Source organism: Kordiimonas gwangyangensis DSM 19435 = JCM 12864, assembly GCF_000375545.1.
In the GTDB taxonomy this organism is placed as follows: Bacteria; Pseudomonadota; Alphaproteobacteria; order Sphingomonadales; family Kordiimonadaceae; genus Kordiimonas; species Kordiimonas gwangyangensis.
The window spans coordinates 84,265-106,102 of record NZ_AQXF01000007.1; the positions used below are offsets into that span (position 1 = coordinate 84,265).

A 21,838-nucleotide genomic window follows, 5' to 3' on the forward strand; every position below is an offset into this window, starting at 1 on the left:
GGTCTATACCTTTTTTTCTTTTCCCCGCACATAGGTCGACCAGAGATCCGGCCGGCGTATACGAGTCAACTCTTCTGCTTTTTCGCGTCGCCACTGGGCGATGCGACCGTGATGCCCACTTGTGAGCACGTCGGGGATTTCCCGACCTTCCCAGACCTGAGGCCTGGTGTATTGAGGGTACTCTAGGAGTCCACTCTCAAAACTCTCTTCGTCGAGCGTGGCAGCCGCACCCATGATACCGGGCAGTAGGCGCACAACCGCATCAAGCATTACGAGGGCTGCCGGCTCACCACCTGAGAGCACAAAGTCACCCACGCTAATCTCTTCCACGCCGCGTGCTTCAAGCACACGTTCGTCAACCCCTTCGAACCGGCCACAGAGGATGGTCACCCCCCCTGCATCCTGCCACCTGTGAGCCTCGGCTTGGTCAAAGCGCTTGCCACGCGGGCTCATATAAACAAGTGGCCATTCCGGCTTCGCACTCTCGCGCGCGGCGTCAATCGCCTTGCCTAGAATGTCGGCCCGAAGCACCATCCCCGGGCCACCGCCTGCAGGAGTATCGTCAACGGAGCGGTGCTTATCGCTCGAAAAATCGCGAATGTCCAGTGTTTTCAGTGCCCAGCGGCCGTCCTCAAGCCCCTTTCCGGCGAGCGAGGTTCCAAGGCTGCCGGGGAACATATCCGGGAACAGGGTCAGTACCTGCGCGGTGAAAAGCGGGTCCACTAGTCCGCCTCCTCGTCACGCTCGCTGACTTGCGTTTCAACCCAGGTATCAAACGCAATGGAAACAAAGCCTTCACGCACATTCACCACCGGTACAAACACCTTACGGAACGGAATGAACGCGAACCGACCAAGGCCGGGCAACGGCGCGTTCAGCACGACCTCAAGAAGGTCCTCCGCGCCAAAATTCTCCACCGCGCGCACAAAACCGAGGCTTTCGCCCGCTTCATTCCTTGCATCAAGGCCAATGAGGTCTGCGAGGTAAAACTCGTCCTCGTCGTCTTCATCTGCAAAGATATCGCGGGGGACATAAAGCTTGGTGCCCTTGAGCGCCTGCGCATCTTCGCGGTTTTTCACACCGTCCATGCGGGCGATAAAACCTTCCTTGTCTTCACGCAACCGTTTGAGGGACACGGTCGGGCCGTTTGGCCCCTTATGCAGGGCGGCAAACGCAAAAATAGCTTCCGGGTCTTCAGTGAAGGACTTCAGGCGCACGTCACCACGAACGCCATGGGCGCCCGCAAGAGCGCCCACGCAAATCCAACCATCTTCCACACCGCGATGGCGGCGTTCTTCTGAAGACCTGTCAGCCATTTTCTGTCACCCTGAAGTGTGCCCGAGCAAACCCGGGCACAAACTTGAGTGCTGCTTACTCAGCAGCAGCTTCTTCTTCAGCAGCTTCTTCAGCCGGTGCAGCAGCAGCTTCGGCAGCAGCGGCAGCAGCAGCTTCAGCTTTTGCTTTTTTCTCTTCGATCAGGTCGAGAGCTTTCTGGCCCGGCTTACCCTTGTTCGGGTTGTTGCGGGTTTTTGCTTCGAGCATGCCAGCAGCTTCGAGGAAGCGAGCAACGCGGTCAGACGGCTTCGCGCCCTGGCCGATCCAATGCTTTACACGGTCTTCAACGAGACGAACGCGGTTTTCGTCATCCTTGGCGAGCATCGGGTTGTAGGTGCCTACTTTTTCGATGAACTGACCGTCACGACGAGCGCGCGTGTCAGCAACAACGATACGGTAGTAAGGACGCTTCTTAGCACCACCACGAGCGAGACGAATTGCAACAGCCATTTTACTTTCCTTTCAGATGTCCGGTGCCTACACGGGCGTTGCCGGACGTATTCTCAAGTTTACCAAAAATCCCGAGAGAGGCTGGCTACCTACTCAAGAGAACAACTTATCGAAGCCCGGCGGCAGGCCGCCTGGCATTCCGCCCATACCCGGCAGTCCAGGCATGCGGCCCTTCTTGCCCATCTGGGACATTTTTTTCATCATCTTGGCCATCTGCATGTGCATTTTCAGAAGCTTGTTCACGTCCGGCACGGATGTACCCGAACCAGCTGCGATACGCTTCTTGCGCGACGCGTTAATGAGCTGCGGCTTCTTGCGTTCCACTGCAGTCATCGACGAGATGATGGCTTCCTGACGTTTGAAAACCTTGTCATCGATCCCCGGCTGGTTCATGGCACCCTTGAGTTTGCCAAGGCCCGGCAGCATGCCAAGCACACCTTTCATGCCGCCCATCTTCGCCATTTGCTGAAGCTGGGTGCGGAGATCGTCGAGGTCGAATTCGCCTTTGGCCATTTTCTTGGCCATCTTTTCAGCGTCTTCTTTCTCAATCGTCTCGGCCGCTTTCTCAACAAGGCTGACAACGTCACCCATGCCAAGGATACGACCGGCAACACGCTCGGGATGGAAGTCCTCAAGCGCATCCATTTTTTCGCCCGTACCCGCAAGCTTGATCGGCTTGCCGGTGACGGCACGCATGGAAAGCGCGGCACCACCACGGCCATCACCATCCATACGGGTGAGCACAACGCCGGTAATCCCGACCTGTGCATCAAATTCTTTCGCGACGTTGACCGCGTCCTGACCGGTGAGGCTATCTGCCACCAAGAGCGTCTCGGTCGGCATCGTCGCATTGCGGACAGCCACAACCTCGGCCATCAGCGCCTGGTCAACGTGCAGGCGGCCCGCGGTATCGAGCATGACCACGTCATAGCCCTGAAGCTTCGCAGCCTCCATCGCACGGCGTGCGATATCCACCGGCATCTGCCCCGGGATGATCGGCAGCGTTTTCACGCCAATCTGCTCACCGAGGATCTTGAGCTGCTCTTGCGCGGCCGGACGGCGTACGTCGAGCGACGCCATCAGGACCTTCTTGCGCTCTTTCTCATTGAGGCGCTTGGCGATCTTGGCGGTCGAGGTGGTTTTACCCGAACCCTGCAGACCCACCATCAGCACCACAACCGGTGGCACACCAACGGTGTTTATGCCGGACGCCTCGGACCCGAGCATGGCGACCAGTTCGTCATTGACGATCTTGATAACCTGCTGACCCGGCGTGACGGACTTCAGAACCTGATGCCCGACAGCCTTTTCCTTGACCTTGGCGACGAAGTCCTTGACGACAGGCAGCGCCACATCGGCTTCGAGGAGCGCAACCCGCACTTCGCGGAGCGCTTCGGTGACATCCGATTCCTTGAGCGCGCCACGGCGCTTCAAACCATCGAGGATACCACTGAGCCGATCGGACAAGCTGTCAAACATAAGCAAAATCGCCTTGTGTCTTGTTCAAAATTCTCACGCCTTTCCAAAGGCTTGATCAAACAATAATGGCACCAGTGGGCGAAACTCGCTGACTGGTGGGCATCTCAGGGCGAACCGTTGGAGACGCGGGCTATGTCTGTCATTCCCATGGGAAAGCGAGGCTTATGTATGGCGAGTGTGCCTAAGAGTCAAGCAAAACAGCCGTATGCGCCTAATCCTGCGCGGGGAGACGCTCGGCAAAGAGGTCAAGCACCGCGGTTTCCAGTTCAGCGATATCGATGGGCTTGCCTACAACCTTGTCCATGCCCGCTTCCATATAGCTTTCGATATCCTCCGCCATGGTGTTGGCGGTCAGTGCAATGATTGGCGTGGTGCGAACCACACTGTCTGTACTACGCACTTCCTGTACAGCGGTGACACCGTCTTTCACTGGCATGCGCACGTCCATCAGCACGAGGTCGTAAGCGCCGGTCAGGGTTTCCCGCACCGCGTCATCGCCGTTGCTGACGATGGTGATGGCCCAACCATAGCGGCTCAGGAGCTTTTCGATCAGCATCTGGTTGATCTTGTTATCCTCCGCCAGCAGCACCCGCAACTTGAGCGCCGACATCTCGGCGCTATGGTCTGCGGCCTTGGGCGTGGGATCATAACGCCCCTCCGCTTTCGGCAAGGTCACCGCGAATGTGAAGCGGGAACCCACGCCGGGTTTGCTGTCTGCGGTCAGGGTTCCATCCATCAATGCGGCCAGTTCTCGGCAGATGGCGAGGCCAAGGCCGGTACCGCCCTGCTTGCGGCGGGAGGTGCCGTCCACCTGCTCGAACCGACCAAACAGTTTCGCGCCCTCTTGCTTGCTAAAGCCGACACCGGTGTCTTCAACGGACAAAGTCAGATGGAAAAGGCTGCTGTCGCGCGCCTCTGAAGTGACGGAGATGTCAATGCGCCCCGCGTCAGTGAACTTAATCGCGTTCCCGACAAGATTGAGGAGTATCTGGCCAATACGCACTGCATCACCCACGAGGCGCGGCGGCAGGCCACCGACAAACTCACAATTGAGCGAAAGCCCCTTCTCTTCCGCCGAAGGCTGCAGCAGTCCGCTGATGTGCCGAACCAGCTCCTCCACATCAAAGGCTTGCGGTTTGAGGACCAGTTTGCCTTCATCCAGCTTGGCGAGATCAAGGATATCATTGATGAGGGTCAGCAGTGTTTTGGCGCTCACCTGCGCCGCGCTCACCAGTTCCTTTTGTTCAGCGTCCAGCTTGGTGTGTTCAAGGATATTCATGGTGCTCAGCACACCCGTCAGCGGTGTGCGCAGCTCGTGTGTGGTGTTGGCGAGGAATATGCCCTTGGCCTCATTGGCGCGCCTGGCGTCTTCTGCCGCGCGTTCCACCTCTTCCATCTGGGCAAGCACAGATTGGTTCATGGCTTCAAGTTGCGCGTTTTTCACCCGGTCATTCAGGTGCAGGCCCTCAAGTCGGGTGAGCATACGGTAGCGCTGCGCAAAACACAGCACCCCAAGCATGAGCCCGGGCACCAGAAGGAAGCCGTAATGCGGCACGTCCGCCCCGCCGATACTCATCAGGCAGTACACATATAGTGCGACAGAAAGCGCTGTCAGCGGGAAAAACACGCGTGGGCTGAGGGTCACAAAACCAAACACCAGCAGGGACAGAACCCCATTGGTCATTTGCTTGATATCGCCCGAAAGCAGCACATGGCCATACACATTGGCCACACCCAAAAGCCCGGTCGGCACAAACGCCAAATGGGAGGCTGAGACACTCACCCTCCCCATTTTAACAAGGCCATAGGTGGCGAAGCTGATAACCGCTGCTGTGCCCGCAAGGCCTATCAAGTATGGCAATATGTCAGGCGGTAGAAACAGTGAGTGGGCTGCGGTCAGGAATGTGTAATAGAGGCCGATAACAAAGGTGATAAGCGGCAGCTGCTGCAGATAGGCCCTGTCCAGCGCTTCACGCACCAGCCGTGCTGCGGCGCTCTCTGGCACGCTGCCGTCATTCCCTGCATCTTTCAGCGCCTTTTCCAGAACGCACCTGCCTCTCTGCCAAGGTTTGAAAACAACCTAAAAGAAAATTCACTCGCGGTCAGCCGGAATTCTGCGCTTGGCAAAAGAAAAGGGCGACCAAAGCCGCCCTCAACTCATACTCGTTCCTCGATCCGATCAGGATTTGCGCGCAATATAGGCGTCAACCTGCTCTTCAAGGATAGTGAGCGGCACCGAGCCGACCATCAGCACAACATCGTGGAATTCGCGGATGTCGAACTTGTCGCCAAGGGCTTCACGAGCTTTGTCACGAAGGCGCAGGATGGTGAGCTGGCCGATCTTGTAGCCACACGCCTGACCCGGCCAAACGATGTAACGTTCAATTTCGGTCACAACGTCGGTCATGGCCATGCCCGTATTGTCAGCCATGTATTTGATGGCTTCCTCGCGGGTCCAGTGTTTGGAGTGCATGCCGGTGTCAACCACTAGGCGTACAGCACGGAACAGTTCGGACTGCAGCGCACCAATCTTGTCGGCATTGGTTTTCTGGAAGCCCATTTCCATCGCCACGCGCTCGGCATAAAGCGCCCAACCTTCCACATAGGCACCGTAGCCAGAGAATTTACGGAACAGCGGCAGGTCTTCCTGCTCAAGCTGCAGCGCAATCTGGTAGTGGTGGCCCGGCACCGCCTCATGGTATGTCAGCGCGCGCATACCAAACTTTGGCGTGCCCTTGATGTCATAGAGGTTGGCGTAGAAGCGGCCCGGACGCGAACCGTCAAGCGCCGGCTGCTCATAGTAACCGCCCGGCGCACCCTGCTCAATAAACACAGGCACACGCTTCACTTCAACCGGTGCCTTGGGCGTGCGGTTGAACATGCCCGATACACCAGCCTCAATCTCACGAATGAGCGCGGTGTAATCCTCGATGATCTGGGCGCGGCCCTCATCGGTATCCGGGTAATAGTGGCGGTCTTCCGCGGTGAAGTTGTTGATAAGCTCGGCAAACGGGATGCTGGTATCATAGCCTTCCGCTTCAAAGAGCGCGAGCATTTCACCCTGAATACGCGCCACTTCCGACAAGCCCAACTGGTGGATTTCATCCGCCGTCATCTTGGTCGTGGTGTGCCGTTCAATCTGGGTCTGATAGTAAGCGTCGCCGTCCGGCAGCTTCCACACGCCTGCTTCATCCGTCGCGATATTCTTGATCTGGATGGTATAGTCGAGAAGCTCGGCCCACACCGGGAACACCACATCGCGGATCGCGGTTTCGGTCTCGTTGAGAAGGCGGGTTTTATCCTCGTCCGATACACCTTCAAGGTCATCAAGCTTGGCCTTGAACGCGGCATAAAGTGCGTTGTCCTTCGGGTCGTCGGTGATGAACGGACGCAGTTGGTTCTCAACCTTCTGCAGCACAAATTTCGGCGGGATGATGCCCATTTCTTCCCGCTTTTTCAGCTGCTCCATATATTGCTCATACTGGGTGCGGATCTTGTTCAGGCGCGCCACATAATATTCAGCTTCCTCAAGGTCGGTCACCGAGTGCGTACCGGTCATGAAGCTCGAGATATTATTGTGCCAACCGTAAAGCTGCGTGAGCGGATAATCATAGTAGCGGAAACGCTCGTTCTTGATTTCCTGTTCCATCGGGTAGGCCATCAGGCGTTTGTTGAAACGCTGCTCTTCCGTCAGGTCCTCGTCCGCGTAGGACATCAATGTCTCATAGTTTTCCTTGAGGCGGGCCAGCTCTTCCTCGTCAGCCTTGAGCGACAGGTCATCCAGCTCGCCGTTATGTGATGTGATGCCATACGGCTCCAGCATACGAATGCTTGACAGCGCTTCCGGGCTCTTGAGACCTTCGACCACGACAACGCGGGTCTGGAAATGGTCGAAGTTGAATGGTTTGCCCCAAATGAGCTTGGCGAGCCACACCCCGCCTACGATGACGAGCAGCAAAAACGCCAGCCCGACTATTCTTCTGATGGACATTGAGATCCTCCCTTTGATCTTTGTTTGGCAGCATACAAAAGCGGCTGATGCACACAAGGAATTGTTGTGCTGCAAGTTGCACCACCCCCAAGTTTCCCTTCACAGGGGCCCTTTCCTTCGCTATCCAAGGCAATATCTGTTGGGGAACAGAACAGTTTTGTATCGGGGGAGACACTGCATGGCAGGCATCACGGCAGACTCAAATGGCGGACGCGCACTTTACCAGACCATCGGTTTGATACTGGGGCCGATCCTGTTTTTCGCCGTGCTGTTCACCAGCACACCTGAAGGTATGTCAGACGCAGCATGGAAAACGGTCGCAGTTGCGGCCCTGATGGCCAGCTGGTGGGCGACCGAGGCCATCCCCGTCCCCGCCACCAGCCTGATCCCCCTTGTACTGTTGCCTGTGCTCGATATCACGTCATCCAAGGAAGCGTCCTGGCCCTATGCGGAACCGGTGATCTTTCTGCTGCTCGGTGGCTTCATTGCTGCCATGGGCATGCAGCGCTGGCAACTTCACCGTCGTATCGCGCTCAATATTCTGGCGCGTGTGGGCGACCACCCTGCCGCTCTCATCGCGGGCTTCATGGCCGCAAGCGCGCTCCTCTCCATGTGGATTTCAAACACCGCCACCACGCTGATGATCGTGCCCATCGCCATTACAGTGGCAGATACCATTTTGCGAGAGAAGGCCAGCGGTCACAAATTCACCATCGCACTTCTTATCGGTTGCGCTTGGGCTGCCTCCATTGGCGGGCTTGGCACCTATATCGGCACACCGCCCAATCTGTTCGTGAAGGGCTTCATCCTGCAAGAAACCGGGCGTGACATCCAGTTCCTTGAGTGGATGGCTTTCGCCATTCCGGTGGTATTCACAATGGTGCCGCTGGCGTGGCTTGTGCTCACCAAAATCTGCTTCCCGTTCAAGGCAGACATGGTACGCGGCGGGCAGGACGTTGTGCAGGCGGAGCTTGCGGAGATGGGCCCCATCACAACGCCGGAACGGCGTGTTGCCATCATCATGGGCATCATGGCACTGTTGTGGTCCTTCCGCCAATGGCTGGTGGAATTTGCGCCGCTGACCGACTTACTGCCTTTCATCGCCAACCTGTCTGATATGCATATTGCCGTGGGCGCAGGCCTTGTGATGTTCCTTGTGCCTTCGGGCTCTGGCGAAAAAGGCCAGGCGCTGTTGACATGGGAAAGCGCGGTTGCGCTACCATGGGGCGTGATCCTCTTGTTCGGCGGTGGCCTCAGCCTTGCGGCAGCCATCAAAGCAACGGGCCTTGCCATTTGGGCCGGCGAAGGCATGAGCGGGCTTGCAACAGCGCATCTTTATCTCATCATGCTCGCGATTGTAGGCCTTGTGATTTTCCTCACTGAGCTCACCAGCAACACCGCAACCACAGCTGCACTTGTGCCGGTTCTCGGCGCGCTCGCCACCACCGCGAACATCGACCCCATCATGCTCGCCGCGCCCACCGCCATGGCGGCCAGCTGTGCATTCATGCTGCCGGTCGCCACAGGACCAAACGCCGTGGTGTTCGCCACCGGCCACCTGCACGTGCCTGATATGGTCCGCGCGGGGCTATGGCTCAATATCCTCGGCACCTTCGCGGTGACAACAATCTGCTTCCTGCTGCTGCCGCTTATTTTTGGCTAAAGCCGAGGGCTTTACGGTCTTCGCTATATTGCTGCCGCCAGCGAAGTACTTGCTTGGCGGGTGGCGCATCGACCGGCTCCGGCTTTCCGCCCCGGCTGAACACGCGTGAGAGGTAGGCAAGTGGCTCAAAAAGATATTGCCGCATGATCGGGCGCACCTTGCGGCGCCGCCGTTTGGTCAAAGCATTGTCCAGCAGGCGATTCATGCCTCGGTAGAAGGCCAGCACACCCTTTCCGACCGACTGGTTTCGGTTATAGTGCGTGGGGTCAAATTCAGGCAGCGAAGGCAACAGCCGACCAAAGGCTTCGTCCACAATGCGTACCGGCGCCTGCCGCATCGCAGCCGCCTCCCAACAGGAAACATTCTGCTCACCAAACGCCTTCTTGAGCGCTTTGACAACCGGCTGCCAGGAAATGCTGTCACCACCCACATGGGCGCAGAAACGCTCAAAACTCAGGTAGCCTCCCATACGGACATACTGGACATAGTATGACGGCAGAAAGCCTTCGAAATCGCGAATGAAATACACCACCGTCACGTCATAGCCTTCGAACAGACGGACGAGCTGTTTGATCGCAGCACCATGTTCGGGAAAAAAGCCACGCTGGGCAGCGCTATATGGCTCACCAAGGATTGACTCGTTTGAGATCAACACCGTGTGCACGCCCTCATCCGCGAACAAGCCGTCTAGCCGGGCGCGAGCCTCAACCATCACGGTATCTTCCGGCCGTTTGCCAGCGCGCAGGCGCGTGAAACTTTCATGTAGTGGGTCGACGAGTGAGCGACGGAAGAAGCGCGGCGGATAGACCACACCGTCCGCTTTCAAGCGGTCCGCATTATCAGCAAAATAATTCTGCAGGCTGGTGGAGCCGGTCTTGGGCGCGCCGCAATGCAGTATGACCCTGTGGCGGCGTGGTTCCCCTGAAGCTGTCTGTTCGCTTAATCCCATATATCCCCACTGGCCCCAACAATGGTGTGCTTGAGGAAGGCTTTGTTACCAGCCTCGCACGCAGCAAGAATAGCGGCACGTTCTTCATTCGTCAGTGAAAAACGCGCGGGTATCTGAAGGGCGGCTTTCAGCACCGCAGTCTGATCTTCCTGCAGTTCAAGCAGATCAGCGACAAACTGAACGGTCGGCGCAGCGCCTTGCCGAAGCGCCGGGAACAGTACCTTCCGCCGCCAATCGACATCGACGCCTGTACCCGTGCGGTTCATCGCCAGCATCAACTCGAGCGCTTCTTCACTGAAGCGGCTGTTCCCCATTCGCAGCCCGCCGCCACCGAGCTGCAGATTTGGCACGCAGAGAAAATCCATCAGGTGTTCAGTCGTCCCCTCGCGCGGCCAGGCCTCCAGAACATCGATGCGCGACTGGCCCGCAAGCCCCGCGGCATCAAGCGCCTGCGCCATCTTGTACCAGCTCAGGTCCTGCCCCAGAAACGGGCGGATATAGTCGGCAAAATCCTGCCGCAGCCCAAAGGCTACGCGAAAACCGTAGATGGATTCCAGCAGCCTGTCCTGCCGCCGCACCACAAGGCGCGGCAACACCTCCGCGACTGATCGCAGCTTGGCAAGCGCACGGCAGAGGTTGGCGAAGCCGGGATAAAACCCCGCCCCTTCATGGCCGGGCATCAGCCCCATCAGGTTTTCTTCGCTGACGACAATCATATCCTGCGGACACGCTTTGATCGCGGCGCGTGTCGATGCCATATCTCGCCAATAGGCAGGGTGCCAGGGCCGATTCCGGTAAAAGCCAGTCATGGCAAAGCCGTCTGTGCGCGCCAGCAAATCACTGCGCAAAACAATGCGCACATCCCGCACATTTTCCGCACAGTTTCTGCGCAGGAATGCCTGTGTGGCGGAGGAGGCACAGCGGTGCGCACCCATATGGACAATCAGCTTTTTCATGCGCCATTTAATCCCACTAAGGACCGGATTTGTCGAGAGGCGAGAAAATCTTGTCTGATTTTGCCTCGGAAACTGCGGTTTCACGCCACTATGGGATAGACTCTGGCCCCTTCCTCACCATATAAGCAGCCGCATGAGCACGAGTGGAAATACATACCGCTTCCGCAAGATGGAAGGCTTGGGCAATGACTTCGTCATTTTTGACGCGCGGGAACATGACCTGACGCTATCCGACGATGCTGTGCGCCATATCGCCGACCGCAAGCGCGGCGTGGGCTGCGACCAGCTGATCGTGATGCGTGGTTGCCAAGACGCTGATATCTTTATGGAAATCCGCAATGCGGACGGCAGCCGTGTGGGTGCGTGCGGTAATGCCACTCGCTGCGTGGGCCGGCTGATGCTGGATGAAACTGGCAAAGAAGCGGTCACAATCCGTACTGACGCCGGCCTCCTCGGTGCCACCCGCGCCGACACTGGCATCAGTGTCAACATGGGGCCAGCCCGATTGGCTTGGAGTGAAATCCCACTCGCGGAAGTGCAGGACACCGCCAACATTGCTTTTGAACTGGACGGCCTCTTGAACCCGGTTGGGGTCAATATGGGCAACCCGCACGCGGTGTTTTTTGTGGATGACGCCGAAGCGATTGACCTCAAAACCCTCGGCCCAAAAATCGAACATGACGTCCTGTTCCCCGAGCGTGTGAATGTTTCCGTCGCGCATGTGAAAGATGGTATTATCCGCCAGCGCGTGTGGGAACGCGGTGTTGGTATCACCGATGCTTGCGGCACCGGCGCATGCGCGGGGCTTGTCGCCGCCGCACGCCGTGGCCTCACCGGCCGCAAGGCGACCGTGATGCTGGATGGTGGCCCACTTGAAATTGAATGGCTTGAGGACGGCACGGTGCAGATGACTGGTGCCGCGACCCTCGCTTACACTGGGGAAATTGTGCTGTGAGTGCAAAACCCGAAATCGTGACCTTCGGCTGCCGCCTCAACACCTATGAGAGTGAGGTGATGCGCCGCCATGCCGAGGAAGCGGGCCTTGAGGATGTAATCATCGTCAACACCTGCGCGGTAACGGCGGAAGCGACGCGTCAAGCGCGGCAATCCATCCGCCGCATGAAACGCGAACGGCCCGACACGCCGATTATCGTCACCGGCTGTGCGGCCCAAATCGACCCGCTGCAATTCTCCAAAATGCCGGAAGTCGCCACCGTGCTCGGCAACCAGGAAAAGCTGGAGGCCAAAAGCTTCGTCGGCCTCGGCCGCGCCGGGCTTGACCTTTCGAACGCGCCGCGGGTGCAGGTGAATGACATTTTCTCTGTCAAGGAAACCGCCGGGCATCTGATCGACGGCTTCGGCGAACGCGCCCGCGCCTTTGTGCAAATCCAGAACGGCTGCAACCACCGCTGCACCTTCTGCATCATCCCCTATGGCCGCGGCAACAGCCGCTCCGTCGCCATGGGCGAAGTGGTGGAGCAGATCAAACGCCTCGTCGGCCAGGGCTTCAACGAGGTGGTGCTGACGGGCGTTGACATCACAAGCTTTGGTGAGGATCTGCCGGGCACGCCGACGCTTGGGCAACTGGTACAGAAAATCCTCAAGCTGGTGCCGGACTTGCCGCGCCTGCGCATCTCCTCGATCGACAGTATCGAGGTGGACGAGCCGCTTTATGATGCCATCATCCATGATGCGCGCGTGATGCCGCACCTGCACCTGAGCCTGCAGGCGGGCGATGACATGATCCTCAAACGCATGAAACGCCGCCACTTGCGCGGAGATGCGATTGAATTCACGAGCCGCGTGCGCGCCGCCCGGCCCGAGATTGTGTTCGGCGCTGATATCATCACCGGCTTCCCCACCGAAACCGATGAGATGTTCCAGAACAGCATCAAGCTCGTCGAGGAATGCGACCTGACCTGGCTGCACGTCTTCCCCTATTCGGAGCGCGAGGGCACACCCGCCGCGAAAATCCCGAATAAGGTACCGAAGGCCGTGCGCAAAGAACGCGCGGCAGAGCTTCGTGCCGCGGGCGACAAACGCGTGGCCGCGCTTTTCAAGTCAAGCGAAGGCAAGACCGCGAACGTGCTGATTGAACGCGTGGGCCACGACGGTGACACCATGGGCCACAGCGAACAGTTTATCCCCGTCGTTGTGCAAGCGGCGGACGTGGAGCCCGGCCAGATCGTACCCGTACGCTTGACCGCGCGCGATGAGAACGCCATGACAGGCATCAAACTAGACTAGGCAGTTTCAGGGATATTTATGGCTGAAGAGAAAAAAGGCTGGTTCCAGCGCCTGCGCGGCAAGAAGCAAGACGCGGTAGAAACGCCTGCTGAAGACGTTGTTGCGCCAGCAGACGAAGCGCCTGCACAAGTTGCCGAGCCAGAGGTTGAGGTAACACCTAAGCCGACGCCAGAGCCGACGCCAGAGCCAACTCCTGCGCCTGAGCCTGTTCCAGACCCACAGCCGGAGAAAAAAAGCTGGTTCCAGCGCCTGCGCGAAGGGCTGAAAAAGTCCACCAGCGCACTGTCGGGCGGCATCACCGGCATCTTCACCCAGGCCAAACTGGATGACGACACGCTGGAGGAACTTGAGGACCTGCTGATCACCGCCGACCTCGGCGTGAACGTGGCCTCAAAGCTGACGACCGCGCTGGCCAAAGGCCGCTACGATAAGGAAATCTCTGGCGAAGAAGTGCGTGATATTCTGGCGGCCGAGATTGAAGCCATTCTTGACCCTGTCGCCAAGCCGCTGGTGGTGAATGCGGCCAACAAGCCGCACATCATCCTGATGGCCGGTGTGAACGGTGCGGGTAAAACCACAACGATCGGCAAGCTCGCCAAAAAATTCAAGGATGACGGCAAGTCTGTCATGCTGGCCGCGGGCGATACCTTCCGCGCAGCAGCCGTGGAGCAGCTTCAGGTATGGGGTGACCGGAACGGTGTGCCGGTTGTCACGAAGGAAATCGGCTCAGACGCCGCCGCCCTCGCGTTCGAAGCAGTTGACCGCGCACAAAAAGAAGGCGTGGACGTGCTGCTGATTGACTCCGCAGGCCGCCTGCAGAACCGTGATGAGCTGATGGCGGAACTCGCGAAGGTCGTGCGCGTGATTGGCAAGAAAGTTGACGGCGCGCCGCATGATACTGTCATCGTGCTGGACGCCACCACCGGCCAGAACGCGGTGCATCAGGTGGAAGTGTTCCAGAAGCTCGCCAATATTTCGGGCATTGTTATGACCAAGCTCGACGGCTCCGCCCGCGGCGGCGTGCTGGTGGCCTGTGCCGAAAAATTCGGCCTACCGGTGCATGCCATCGGTGTCGGTGAAGCGATCGAGGACCTTCAGCCCTTCAGCGCCCGAGAGTTCGCCCGCGCGCTTGTGGGCAAGGAGGAATAACAAAAAGCCCCGGTCTCCCGGGGCTTTTCATTCACACCATGCGCTTCAAGGTTCCATCCTTGAGGATAAGCGTGTGGTAGACCACGCCTACCAGATGCAGCCCTACGAGGGCGGTGAGCACATACCAGCCGTAGACGTGGATTTCCTCAAACAGGTGATGCAGGTCCATGTCACGCTCGAACCATGTGGGGATGACGGTCATGCCGAAGAAATCCACATTCCAGCCCACGGTCAGCAGCGTGAAGATACCCGCGCCGATGACGATGAAGGTGAGCGCATAGAGCGCGAGATGCGCGCCGTGCGCCACTTTCTTTAGCATGGCCGGTGTGCCTTCGACCGGCTCGACCCGCTCGCCCGAGGCCCGCACACCAAGGCGGATGAGCATGAAGGCGAGGATGAGAAGCCCGAAGGAAGCATGCAGGCGAAGAAGCTCGGTTTTGTCATCACCGCGCGGCATATCGGCAAAATAAAGCCCGACGACCGACTGCCCGATGAGCAGCAGCGCCAGCAGCCAGTGCAGCACCTTGGCGGGTGTGCCATACGCCAGTTTTGTATTCTTCATCATCCTGCCTCCCTCTGATCGCTCGCGGGCCCTAGAAAGAACCCGTCCAGCTGATGCGTGCTTTCATGTTGCGGCCCGGGTCAACGACACCTGCGAACACAGTTTGCACTTCCGTATCAAACACATTGTCGACCCCGAGGTCGACGCGCAAGCCTTTGAGCGCTGTGTCAGGTTGCCACACGAGGAACAGGTCCAGTGTCTCATAGCCCGGGCGCTCATCCGCCGCGTCGTTCACCTTGTCGAACCGGCTGGCGACATTGAGCCGCGCGCCAATGCGGCTGTCCATGCTCGCCAGCTTCACCTCGCCCGACATATAAAGCCGGTCCGGCGACAGGATACCGACATAGTCACCCGTCGCTGCGTCCTTGCCGTCTACAGAACTATACGAGGCCATGAGGCGGAACCATTCGCTGTCATACATGCCTTCAAGCTCGAAGCCGTCAATGTCCGCGCTCGCGGTATTGATATTGCGGCTGGTACCGGCATTGCAATCACCCGGCATGCCTGGCACAAAACACGGCAGGGAAAACTCGAAGTTCACTTCGAGATCGATGAGGTCGGTCGCCTCGGTGCTGAAATAGGCACCCTTGACTGTGAGCCGGTCCCCGCCCGTCAGCACATCGGTGAAGTCGACGCCCGCACCAAACTCCCAGGTTTTGGAGCGTTCAGGCCTGAGGTCAGGGTTGGGGATGAAGAAGTTGGGCGCTTCCACACCCGGCCCGAGCGGGATCGAGAAGTGCAGGTCGTCGGCAAAAATCTCGCTATAGGAAGGCGCGCGGAAGGCCTCGTTATAGCTGCCGAAAATCATGAACTGATCAACCGGGCGCCAGGTCATGGCAAACTTGGGCGAGGTTTTGCCCTCTTCCGTCTCGACCGCTTCACCGACCGCGCTGTTCTTGAAATTGTCGTAGCGCACGCCGGGGATCAGGATGAACTCACCGAGCGCGGTATCGGCCACAAACTCACCCTGGATGAAAAGACCGAGTGTCTTGGCGGTCGCGTCAGGCACGCCGCCGCGGGTACCGTCAGCGGTCGCGCTGTCGGTACCCTTCTGCTCGTCGCGGTAATATTCACCGCCATAGGTCAGGGTGAAGCTGGTGTTTTGGCCGAGAGCAAACCGGCTGCGGTTATCGAAGCTGAGGCCAACGGTCTCCACATCGCGGTTGATGACGCGGGTCGTATCGAGGTCGCTTTCCTTCACGTTTGCCTTGTTGAGGTAGCCGACCATGTGGAAGTCGATCAGGCTGCTCGCGGGGTTGAAGTCGAGCCCGGCGCGGAAAGTATCGCTGACGATATTCTTGTCCATCAGGTCGCCGGTGTTATTGCCCAGGCCGTTGTTGGGCTCCACCGCGTCGTTGCGGTAACCGAGCCAGCTGCCGGTCAGCTTCAGGCTTTCGGTGAGTTGGTAGCTACCCTTGACAATGCCGGAGGCAATGCTGTCATCCGCCTGCAGGCTGGTGTCGTTGCCAAGCGCGATGTCGCCTGAATTGCGGAAAGAGAGGCTGGCGATGCCGTCAAACTTGCCGTCACCGCTCACGCCAAAGACCGTGGCACCATAGAGCCATTCATCGTTCACCCCCTGATAGCCGCCCGAGAGCCGGTAGCCTGCAGTACCGCCTTCAAGCAGCAGGTCAGAAGCATCAACTGTATTGAGCGAGATGACACCTCCCACAGCGCCGGAACCGTAGAGCGAGGAGCCGCCGCCGCGCACCACTTCGGCTGACTTCAAGAGGTCAGGCTCGATGAAGAAACGCCCGTCGTGGCCGGAGAGGAAGCTTTGGCGCACACCATCATAGAGCACAACAACACCTTCCCCCGCCATACCGCGGATCGCGGGCGTCTGGCCGTTGCGGCGTGGGCCGCCATCAAAGATGAGGCCGGGCACAGAGGCGAACACATCAGCGATGCTTGAGGCCACAAGGTCGTCCATCTCATCGCGGGAGACAACGCTGACCGATGCGGGCACGGAGAAAGCCTCCACCGGGTTCTTGGTGGCGCTGACCGTGATCTCGGTAATGTCGGCGGGGGCTTCGGCCGCTGCCGGCAAGGTGACAAACATGGAGACACCCGCCAGCAAGGCGGCGCGCGGTGACACTTTAAACATTTCAATATTCCCAATCATGGCGTTTTCCCTGGATGCCGCGTTTCGGCTCATTTTTATTAGTTGCAAATGATTCTTAGAATCGTTATCAGCTCTCATAAGCAACACAGTTGCATATTGCAAGTAAGAATCATTATTATAAATGTGCGAGAAACGAGTTTTGGGGAAGACCATGAAACCGATGACGAACAGATTCAAATTTGGAAAGACCTGCTTCAAGGTTGGCGCGGCGCTGTCCGCTGCCCTGCTGCTGGTAGCCTGCAACACCACGGGTCAAACTGCTGCACCGGCTGTTGCCGCGAAAGTAGACGCGGTGCCTGCCATCACGGCAGAGAAGTTCGAAGCTGACCGTAAGGCCATCCTCGCGATGGCGGGCGACTATAAGGTGAAGTTCGACTTCCAGGAGACTGTGGCCTTCCGGCAAGGCTACCAGCCGAAAGAGCGTTATATCACTGGCGCGCATGAGATGGTGCGGGTGATTGAAGACACAGGCACGTTTATCAGCCTGCAGCATATCCTTGTGGTCGGCGACGGCGAGAAGATGCCCTTTATGCCGATCAAACACTGGCGGCAGGACTGGCAGTTTGAACCTACTGAGATCATGGATTTCATCGGCGCCAACACATGGGTGAAAAAGCCGGTAAGCGCGGCGGAGCGCGCAGGCAAATGGGCACAAACCGTCTATCAGGTGGATGATGCACCGCGTTATGCCGCCGTGGCCGCGTGGGACCACTCGAACGGCACCGCCGTCTGGACCTCGCCCAAAAGCTGGCGGCCGCTGCCGCGCCGTGACGCCACCAAGCGGGATGACTATCACGCCATCGCCGCCGTCAACCGCCACGCCATCACGCCAAACGGCTGGGTGCATGAGCAGGACAATGCCAAGCTGGTGCTTGGTGGCAAACACCCGGAGCTGCTGGTGCACGAGATCGGCGTGAACACCTACGAGAAATTCGACGGCTTCAAGACCGAGATCGGCAGCCAGTACTGGGCCAAGACCAAGGACTTCTGGCAGGAAATCCGTGCCGAGTGGGACCGCATTTTTGCGAGTAACGCCAGCTTTGGCCTCACCATCCAGGGTGAACCGCAGGAGCTTTACATGCAGATCCTCGGTATCGCGACCGATGTGGAAGACGGCAAAAAAACGAGCGCTGAGGCGGCAGACGAAGCCATCGCGGTGCTGAAATCCTATATCACCACAAGCCCCGCTTCCGTGGCCGAACGCCTGAAACAGGGTGAAACCGCGGAAGAAGGCGAAGCCTACTCAAGCCGATAAGCCAGACAAAAAAAGGGGAGCCACCGGGCTCCCCTTTTGCTTTTGTAACCCCAAAGCCTAATCCTGCTGGATACGGCCAAAGAGGTGGGACATGTCGCCCTGATATGATGTCGTCTGCGGCTGGTGGCAGGCGAAACAGTCCGCGGCAGAGACAGTCTTGCCCGGCGCATATTCAAGGAACATGTCAGCCTGTATCCAGGTTTCCATCGTGGTGTTCGCCATCTGGGTCGAGCCGTCACGGCCATAGTTCGGAATGCCAAGCTCGCCGCCACCTTGGTGCGGGTAGTTGGGACATGCGTCGGCGCCATTCGCCTCATCATAGGTGAAACAGCCGGTGGTCATCGCGCCGTCGCCGGTGGCGCCGTCGAACATCCACTCCATGCCGACAAGCTCGTAATATTTCCATTTGGAAGCGAGCGTGGACGGGAAGTTCTGCTGCACACTCTGATTGAGGCACGCGATGGTTGATAGGTTCGTCGGGTCGGTCATCGAGTTTTTGCACGCGTCTGTCACCGGCAGCGCCTGCACGCGGCACACATTCACCTGCTGCCAGCCGCTGCCGTCCACCGGCGAGGTCAGGCAAAGCGGGTCGCCCTCGGTGGTTTTTGTGGGATAAGAGCAGTTGTTGTCCATCAGGATGCCGCTTGCCTTCACGTCCTTGAGGTAACGCTCATAATCGAAATAGCTCCAGCCCGTCACATCCTTGAGCGCGGTGATATTCTTGTTCACATTGATGGTGCTACCGCTTGTGGTCGGGTCGACCGGGTTCTGCGCGATCGGGTTGCTGTTGCGGCTGAGGCAGTCCGGCGCGTTGCCGACATGCTCAAACGTGGACCACACGAAGGCTGTCTGGTCGACGGACTTCTGCACCAGATGGAAACCGACAAGGCCCCATTCGGTGCCATTCTCATCCGTTTCGCAGTGCATGATGTCGCTCGGGCAGGTACCGGCTGTGCTACCGTAGTTGCGCCAGGCGGTCTTGATCTCGATCGCACCCTCGCTCGTGCTGCCATTGCCGGACGGCAGCCAGATGCCACCGGTCTTGCTGTTGGCCTGGAAGGCCGTCTCCTGTGCCTTGAGCGCGGTTTTGGTGTAGAGGCCGTTTGTGTTCACATAGTCGAAGAAAGCGCCATTGACGCGGATGTCATAGCTGGTCATCACACCGCCCACATCCAGCAGTTCAAAGCCGTCCCCGGCTTCCTCCTGGTTGTCCGACTTGTTGAGCTGGGTGCCGTTCAAGCTATTGTAGCCTGTCGCCTGCACCGGCGAACCGGTGGCGGGGAACAGGTCATACCATGCGGTATAGCCCATGAAGCGCGGGTGACCGCTGCCATCGTCGCCCACCAGATACATGAAGTTGTTCATCGCATACTGGTTCAGCATGCAGTTGCTGTCGAGCGCGTCACCCGTCACCCCCTGGTTTGCCGCCACCCACATGCTGCTGCCATCCGCTGTGCGGCCATAAACATCTGCTGTGCATTCGCTCGGCCCCGATGCCTCAACGCTGCCGTTCTCTGCACCCATACCGCAAGCCGCGACAAGCAACACAATTCCAACCCCTGCAACGTCGGTACGTACTCTACGCCATGATAAATTCTTGCTCATTTCCGTATCCTTTCCCCTGATGCCGCCCTCGGCATTGAAGCCTTGCGCTTCGCATCACAAGCACACAGTATAAGGAGAATAAATACAATCATTAATATAATAATGTTTACCTATAATGGTTTTGACATAAAACTCGCACCTGTGCTCATGCCGGTGTGGACGTCCTTCTATTCAGAGACATGGGCAGACTCGGCATAGCGTTTCTCGCTGGATTTTTGCCCATTCCGGCTGTATAAGCCGCGCCCATGAGCACACACGCGAACCATACATCCAAAGTCGGTTTTGTCTCCCTCGGTTGCCCCAAGGCGCTGGTGGATAGCGAACGCATTCTCACCAAGCTTCGGTCGGAAGGTTATGAAATCTCTGCCGAATATGAGGGCGCGGATGTTGTGGTGGTGAACACCTGTGGCTTTATCGATAGCGCGAAAGAAGAAAGCTTCAGCGCGATCAAAGAAGCCATGAACGAAAATGGCCGTGTGATCGTGACCGGCTGCCTTGGTGTGGACGAAGGTGCTGTACGCGAAGTTGTGCCGGGTGTACTGGCTGTCACCGGCCCGCACCAGTATGAGCAGGTGGTGAGCGAGGTGCACAAGGCCGCACCCCAGCCGCATGACCCCTATGTGCACCTGGTGCCCGAGGCTGGCTTGCGCCTCACCCCGCGGCACTATAGCTACCTCAAGATTTCAGAGGGCTGCAACCACCGCTGCAAATTCTGCATTATCCCGAGCTTGCGTGGCGACCTTGTCTCCCGCCCCATTCGCGCCGTGCTGCGCGAGGCGGAGAAGCTTGTTGAGGCAGGCACGCAGGAACTGCTGGTCATCAGTCAGGACACATCGGCCTACGGCCTGGACCTGCGCTACCAAACGGAAAAGTGGAAAGACCGCGACGTGCGTGCGCACATGACCGACCTCGCCCGCGAACTGGGTGAGCTCGATGTCTGGGTACGCATGCATTATGTCTACCCCTATCCGCATGTTGACGATGTGATGCCGCTTATGGCGGAAGGTAAAATCCTGCCGTACCTCGATATCCCGTTCCAGCATGCGAGCCCGAGCGTACTGCGAGCCATGCGCCGCCCAGCGAATGAGGCCAAGGTGCTGGAGCGTATCGAGAACTGGCGCAAGATTGTGCCGGAAATCGTACTTCGCTCCACCTTCATCGTTGGTTTCCCCGGTGAGACAGAAGCGGACTTCGATTACCTGCTCGACTGGATGCGCGAAGCGAAGCTCGACCGTGTTGGCTGTTTCAAATATGAGCCCGTTGACGGCGCTGCTGCAAATGCGTTGCCAAACCCGGTACCAGAGGAACTGAAACAGGAACGCTGGGAACGCTTCATGGCTGTGCAGCAAGAGATTTCCGCTGCAAAACTGCAGGAGCGGGTCGGCCTTGAGATGGCTGTCCTGATTGACGAGGTCACCGAGGAAGGTGCCATCGGCCGCACATACGCGGACGCACCAGAGATTGACGGTCAAGTCCACCTTGAGGGCGCGACGGACCTGAACCCCGGTGACATGGTCATGGCACTGATCACCGAAAGTGATGACTATGACCTGCATGGGCATGTGATCGCCGGCGAAGAAGCCGACGACGACTGGGACTGGTAAGCCTTAAGCTGCCGCTGTGCCAACGGCGCCCAATACCGCCATCAACCAGAACAAGCTCCAGGGCCAGAAATCCATCGGGCGCTGTTTGTGACGCACAACCATATAGGCTGTGCACATGCCCATCCCCGCGCCAACCACCGTAGCCGCCATTCCGAGCAGCAGGACATTCTGGTCAAACGCTGCCCACAGAAACCCCGCACCAATCATGGCGAGCAATATACTGACGGCATGCCAGCACGCATGCAGGATGGTTTTGACGCGTGCATTCAGTCCGGGTGCGTCCAGAATGATTGCCTCAAATTTCATGCGGCCCGCCACGACATGGATGGCTGTCCCCGCTGCCGCAAGCAACGCCGCCCCAAAGAAATAAACGTTCATTCTGGTTCCTCCTTCCTCCACCGTACAGCGAAAGCCGTAGGGCCGTGAGAGGGAGAAGTGTCGCACATATTTATTTGACAAAAGCAAATATTT

18 protein-coding genes are annotated in these 21,838 nt (G+C 58.3%); 6 read left to right on the forward strand and 12 right to left on the reverse strand.

What is annotated here, in order from left to right; all coding sequences use genetic code 11:
* Positions 1–3 precede the first annotated feature (3 nt).
* The 6 genes from trmD to B150_RS0118210 all read right to left on the reverse strand — a co-directional run bounded on the left by trmD (position 4) and on the right by B150_RS0118210 (position 7,255).
* Positions 4–723, reverse strand: a complete 720-nt coding sequence (gene trmD / locus B150_RS0118185; RefSeq protein WP_020401383.1) for a tRNA (guanosine(37)-N1)-methyltransferase TrmD — start codon at positions 721–723, stop codon at positions 4–6.
* Positions 723–1,316, reverse strand: a complete 594-nt coding sequence (gene rimM / locus B150_RS21840) for a ribosome maturation factor RimM (protein WP_020401384.1) — start codon at positions 1,314–1,316, stop codon at positions 723–725. The genes trmD and rimM overlap by 1 nt, the downstream gene beginning before the upstream one ends.
* Before the next feature lie 55 nt (positions 1,317–1,371).
* Entirely contained in the window at positions 1,372–1,785 is a 414-nt protein-coding gene (gene rpsP, locus B150_RS23655; protein ID WP_020401385.1) for a 30S ribosomal protein S16, read from the reverse strand.
* A gap of 93 nt (positions 1,786–1,878) precedes the next feature.
* The gene (gene ffh / locus B150_RS0118200) at positions 1,879–3,264 is read right to left on the reverse strand and encodes a signal recognition particle protein (RefSeq protein ID WP_020401386.1); all 1,386 of its coding nucleotides are present in this window, start codon (positions 3,262–3,264) and stop codon (positions 1,879–1,881) included.
* 211 nt (positions 3,265–3,475) lie between these two features.
* Positions 3,476–5,269: an ATP-binding protein gene (locus B150_RS22760; RefSeq protein ID WP_020401387.1), complete on the reverse strand. Its 1,794-nt coding sequence runs from the start codon at positions 5,267–5,269 to the stop codon at positions 3,476–3,478.
* A gap of 174 nt (positions 5,270–5,443) precedes the next feature.
* Positions 5,444–7,255, reverse strand: coding sequence for a DUF885 domain-containing protein (locus tag B150_RS0118210; RefSeq protein ID WP_020401388.1), 1,812 nt, complete (start codon positions 7,253–7,255; stop codon positions 5,444–5,446).
* 178 nt (positions 7,256–7,433) lie between these two features.
* Between B150_RS0118210 and B150_RS0118215 the strand changes: the two genes are divergently transcribed.
* A complete protein-coding gene (locus B150_RS0118215; protein ID WP_020401389.1) occupies positions 7,434–8,918 on the forward strand; it encodes an SLC13 family permease in 1,485 nt (494 codons plus the stop codon).
* Here B150_RS0118215 and B150_RS0118220 read toward each other — a convergent pair.
* Positions 8,905–9,867, reverse strand: coding sequence for a hypothetical protein (locus tag B150_RS0118220; protein ID WP_020401390.1), 963 nt, complete (start codon positions 9,865–9,867; stop codon positions 8,905–8,907). The genes B150_RS0118215 and B150_RS0118220 overlap by 14 nt on opposite strands.
* A complete protein-coding gene (locus B150_RS0118225; RefSeq protein WP_020401391.1) occupies positions 9,858–10,823 on the reverse strand; it encodes a hypothetical protein in 966 nt (321 codons plus the stop codon). The genes B150_RS0118220 and B150_RS0118225 overlap by 10 nt, the downstream gene beginning before the upstream one ends.
* A 133-nt stretch (positions 10,824–10,956) precedes the next feature.
* On the opposite strand from B150_RS0118225, the gene dapF reads away from it, so the two are divergent.
* The 3 genes from dapF to ftsY are packed head-to-tail and all read left to right on the forward strand — an operon-like array spanning position 10,957 to position 14,219.
* The gene (gene dapF, locus B150_RS0118230) at positions 10,957–11,778 is read left to right on the forward strand and encodes a diaminopimelate epimerase (RefSeq protein WP_026168476.1); all 822 of its coding nucleotides are present in this window, start codon (positions 10,957–10,959) and stop codon (positions 11,776–11,778) included.
* Positions 11,775–13,070 carry a tRNA (N(6)-L-threonylcarbamoyladenosine(37)-C(2))-methylthiotransferase MtaB gene (gene mtaB / locus B150_RS0118235; RefSeq protein WP_020401393.1) on the forward strand — a complete coding sequence of 432 codons (1,296 nt, stop codon included), beginning with the start codon at positions 11,775–11,777 and terminating at the stop codon, positions 13,068–13,070. Before dapF ends, mtaB begins: the two co-directional genes overlap by 4 nt.
* 18 nt (positions 13,071–13,088) lie before the next feature.
* The gene (gene ftsY / locus B150_RS0118240) at positions 13,089–14,219 is read left to right on the forward strand and encodes a signal recognition particle-docking protein FtsY (protein ID WP_020401394.1); all 1,131 of its coding nucleotides are present in this window, start codon (positions 13,089–13,091) and stop codon (positions 14,217–14,219) included.
* A 31-nt stretch (positions 14,220–14,250) separates the two neighbouring features.
* Here the strand turns inward: ftsY and B150_RS0118245 are convergent, their stop codons facing one another.
* Entirely contained in the window at positions 14,251–14,784 is a 534-nt protein-coding gene (locus B150_RS0118245; RefSeq protein ID WP_020401395.1) for a cytochrome b, read from the reverse strand.
* Positions 14,785–14,812: 28 nt separating this feature from the next.
* Positions 14,813–16,885 (reverse strand): TonB-dependent hemoglobin/transferrin/lactoferrin family receptor, encoded by a 2,073-nt coding sequence (locus B150_RS0118250; RefSeq protein WP_026168477.1) that lies wholly within the window; start codon positions 16,883–16,885, stop codon positions 14,813–14,815.
* Positions 16,886–17,054: 169 nt separating this feature from the next.
* On the opposite strand from B150_RS0118250, the gene B150_RS0118255 reads away from it, so the two are divergent.
* Positions 17,055–18,158: a DUF6607 family protein gene (locus B150_RS0118255; RefSeq protein ID WP_020401397.1), complete on the forward strand. Its 1,104-nt coding sequence runs from the start codon at positions 17,055–17,057 to the stop codon at positions 18,156–18,158.
* Between the two features lie 57 nt (positions 18,159–18,215).
* On the opposite strand, the gene B150_RS0118260 is transcribed toward B150_RS0118255, so the two are convergent.
* Positions 18,216–19,763, reverse strand: coding sequence for a hypothetical protein (locus tag B150_RS0118260; RefSeq protein ID WP_155860136.1), 1,548 nt, complete (start codon positions 19,761–19,763; stop codon positions 18,216–18,218).
* Positions 19,764–20,008: 245 nt separating this feature from the next.
* Between B150_RS0118260 and rimO the strand changes: the two genes are divergently transcribed.
* Positions 20,009–21,367 carry a 30S ribosomal protein S12 methylthiotransferase RimO gene (gene rimO, locus B150_RS0118265; protein WP_020401400.1) on the forward strand — a complete coding sequence of 453 codons (1,359 nt, stop codon included), beginning with the start codon at positions 20,009–20,011 and terminating at the stop codon, positions 21,365–21,367.
* A 3-nt stretch (positions 21,368–21,370) separates the two neighbouring features.
* Here the strand turns inward: rimO and B150_RS0118270 are convergent, their stop codons facing one another.
* Positions 21,371–21,745 carry a hypothetical protein gene (locus tag B150_RS0118270; protein ID WP_020401401.1) on the reverse strand — a complete coding sequence of 125 codons (375 nt, stop codon included), beginning with the start codon at positions 21,743–21,745 and terminating at the stop codon, positions 21,371–21,373.
* Between the last annotated feature and the right edge of the window lie 93 nt (positions 21,746–21,838).

Coding starts and splice junctions, on each gene's coding strand:
- rimM (WP_020401384.1), bottom strand. CDS start 1,316: ATGGCTGACAGGTCTTCAGAAGAACGCCGCCATCGCGGTGTGGAAGAT.
- rpsP (WP_020401385.1), bottom strand. CDS start 1,785: ATGGCTGTTGCAATTCGTCTCGCTCGTGGTGGTGCTAAGAAGCGTCCT.
- ffh (WP_020401386.1), bottom strand. CDS start 3,264: ATGTTTGACAGCTTGTCCGATCGGCTCAGTGGTATCCTCGATGGTTTG.
- B150_RS0118210 (WP_020401388.1), bottom strand. CDS start 7,255: ATGTCCATCAGAAGAATAGTCGGGCTGGCGTTTTTGCTGCTCGTCATC.
- B150_RS0118215 (WP_020401389.1), top strand. CDS start 7,434: ATGGCAGGCATCACGGCAGACTCAAATGGCGGACGCGCACTTTACCAG.
- B150_RS0118220 (WP_020401390.1), bottom strand. CDS start 9,867: ATGGGATTAAGCGAACAGACAGCTTCAGGGGAACCACGCCGCCACAGG.
- B150_RS0118225 (WP_020401391.1), bottom strand. CDS start 10,823: ATGAAAAAGCTGATTGTCCATATGGGTGCGCACCGCTGTGCCTCCTCC.
- dapF (WP_026168476.1), top strand. CDS start 10,957: ATGAGCACGAGTGGAAATACATACCGCTTCCGCAAGATGGAAGGCTTG.
- ftsY (WP_020401394.1), top strand. CDS start 13,089: ATGGCTGAAGAGAAAAAAGGCTGGTTCCAGCGCCTGCGCGGCAAGAAG.
- B150_RS0118245 (WP_020401395.1), bottom strand. CDS start 14,784: ATGATGAAGAATACAAAACTGGCGTATGGCACACCCGCCAAGGTGCTG.
- B150_RS0118250 (WP_026168477.1), bottom strand. CDS start 16,885: ATGTTTAAAGTGTCACCGCGCGCCGCCTTGCTGGCGGGTGTCTCCATG.
- B150_RS0118255 (WP_020401397.1), top strand. CDS start 17,055: ATGAAACCGATGACGAACAGATTCAAATTTGGAAAGACCTGCTTCAAG.
- B150_RS0118260 (WP_155860136.1), bottom strand. CDS start 19,763: ATGAGCAAGAATTTATCATGGCGTAGAGTACGTACCGACGTTGCAGGG.
- rimO (WP_020401400.1), top strand. CDS start 20,009: ATGAGCACACACGCGAACCATACATCCAAAGTCGGTTTTGTCTCCCTC.
- B150_RS0118270 (WP_020401401.1), bottom strand. CDS start 21,745: ATGAACGTTTATTTCTTTGGGGCGGCGTTGCTTGCGGCAGCGGGGACA.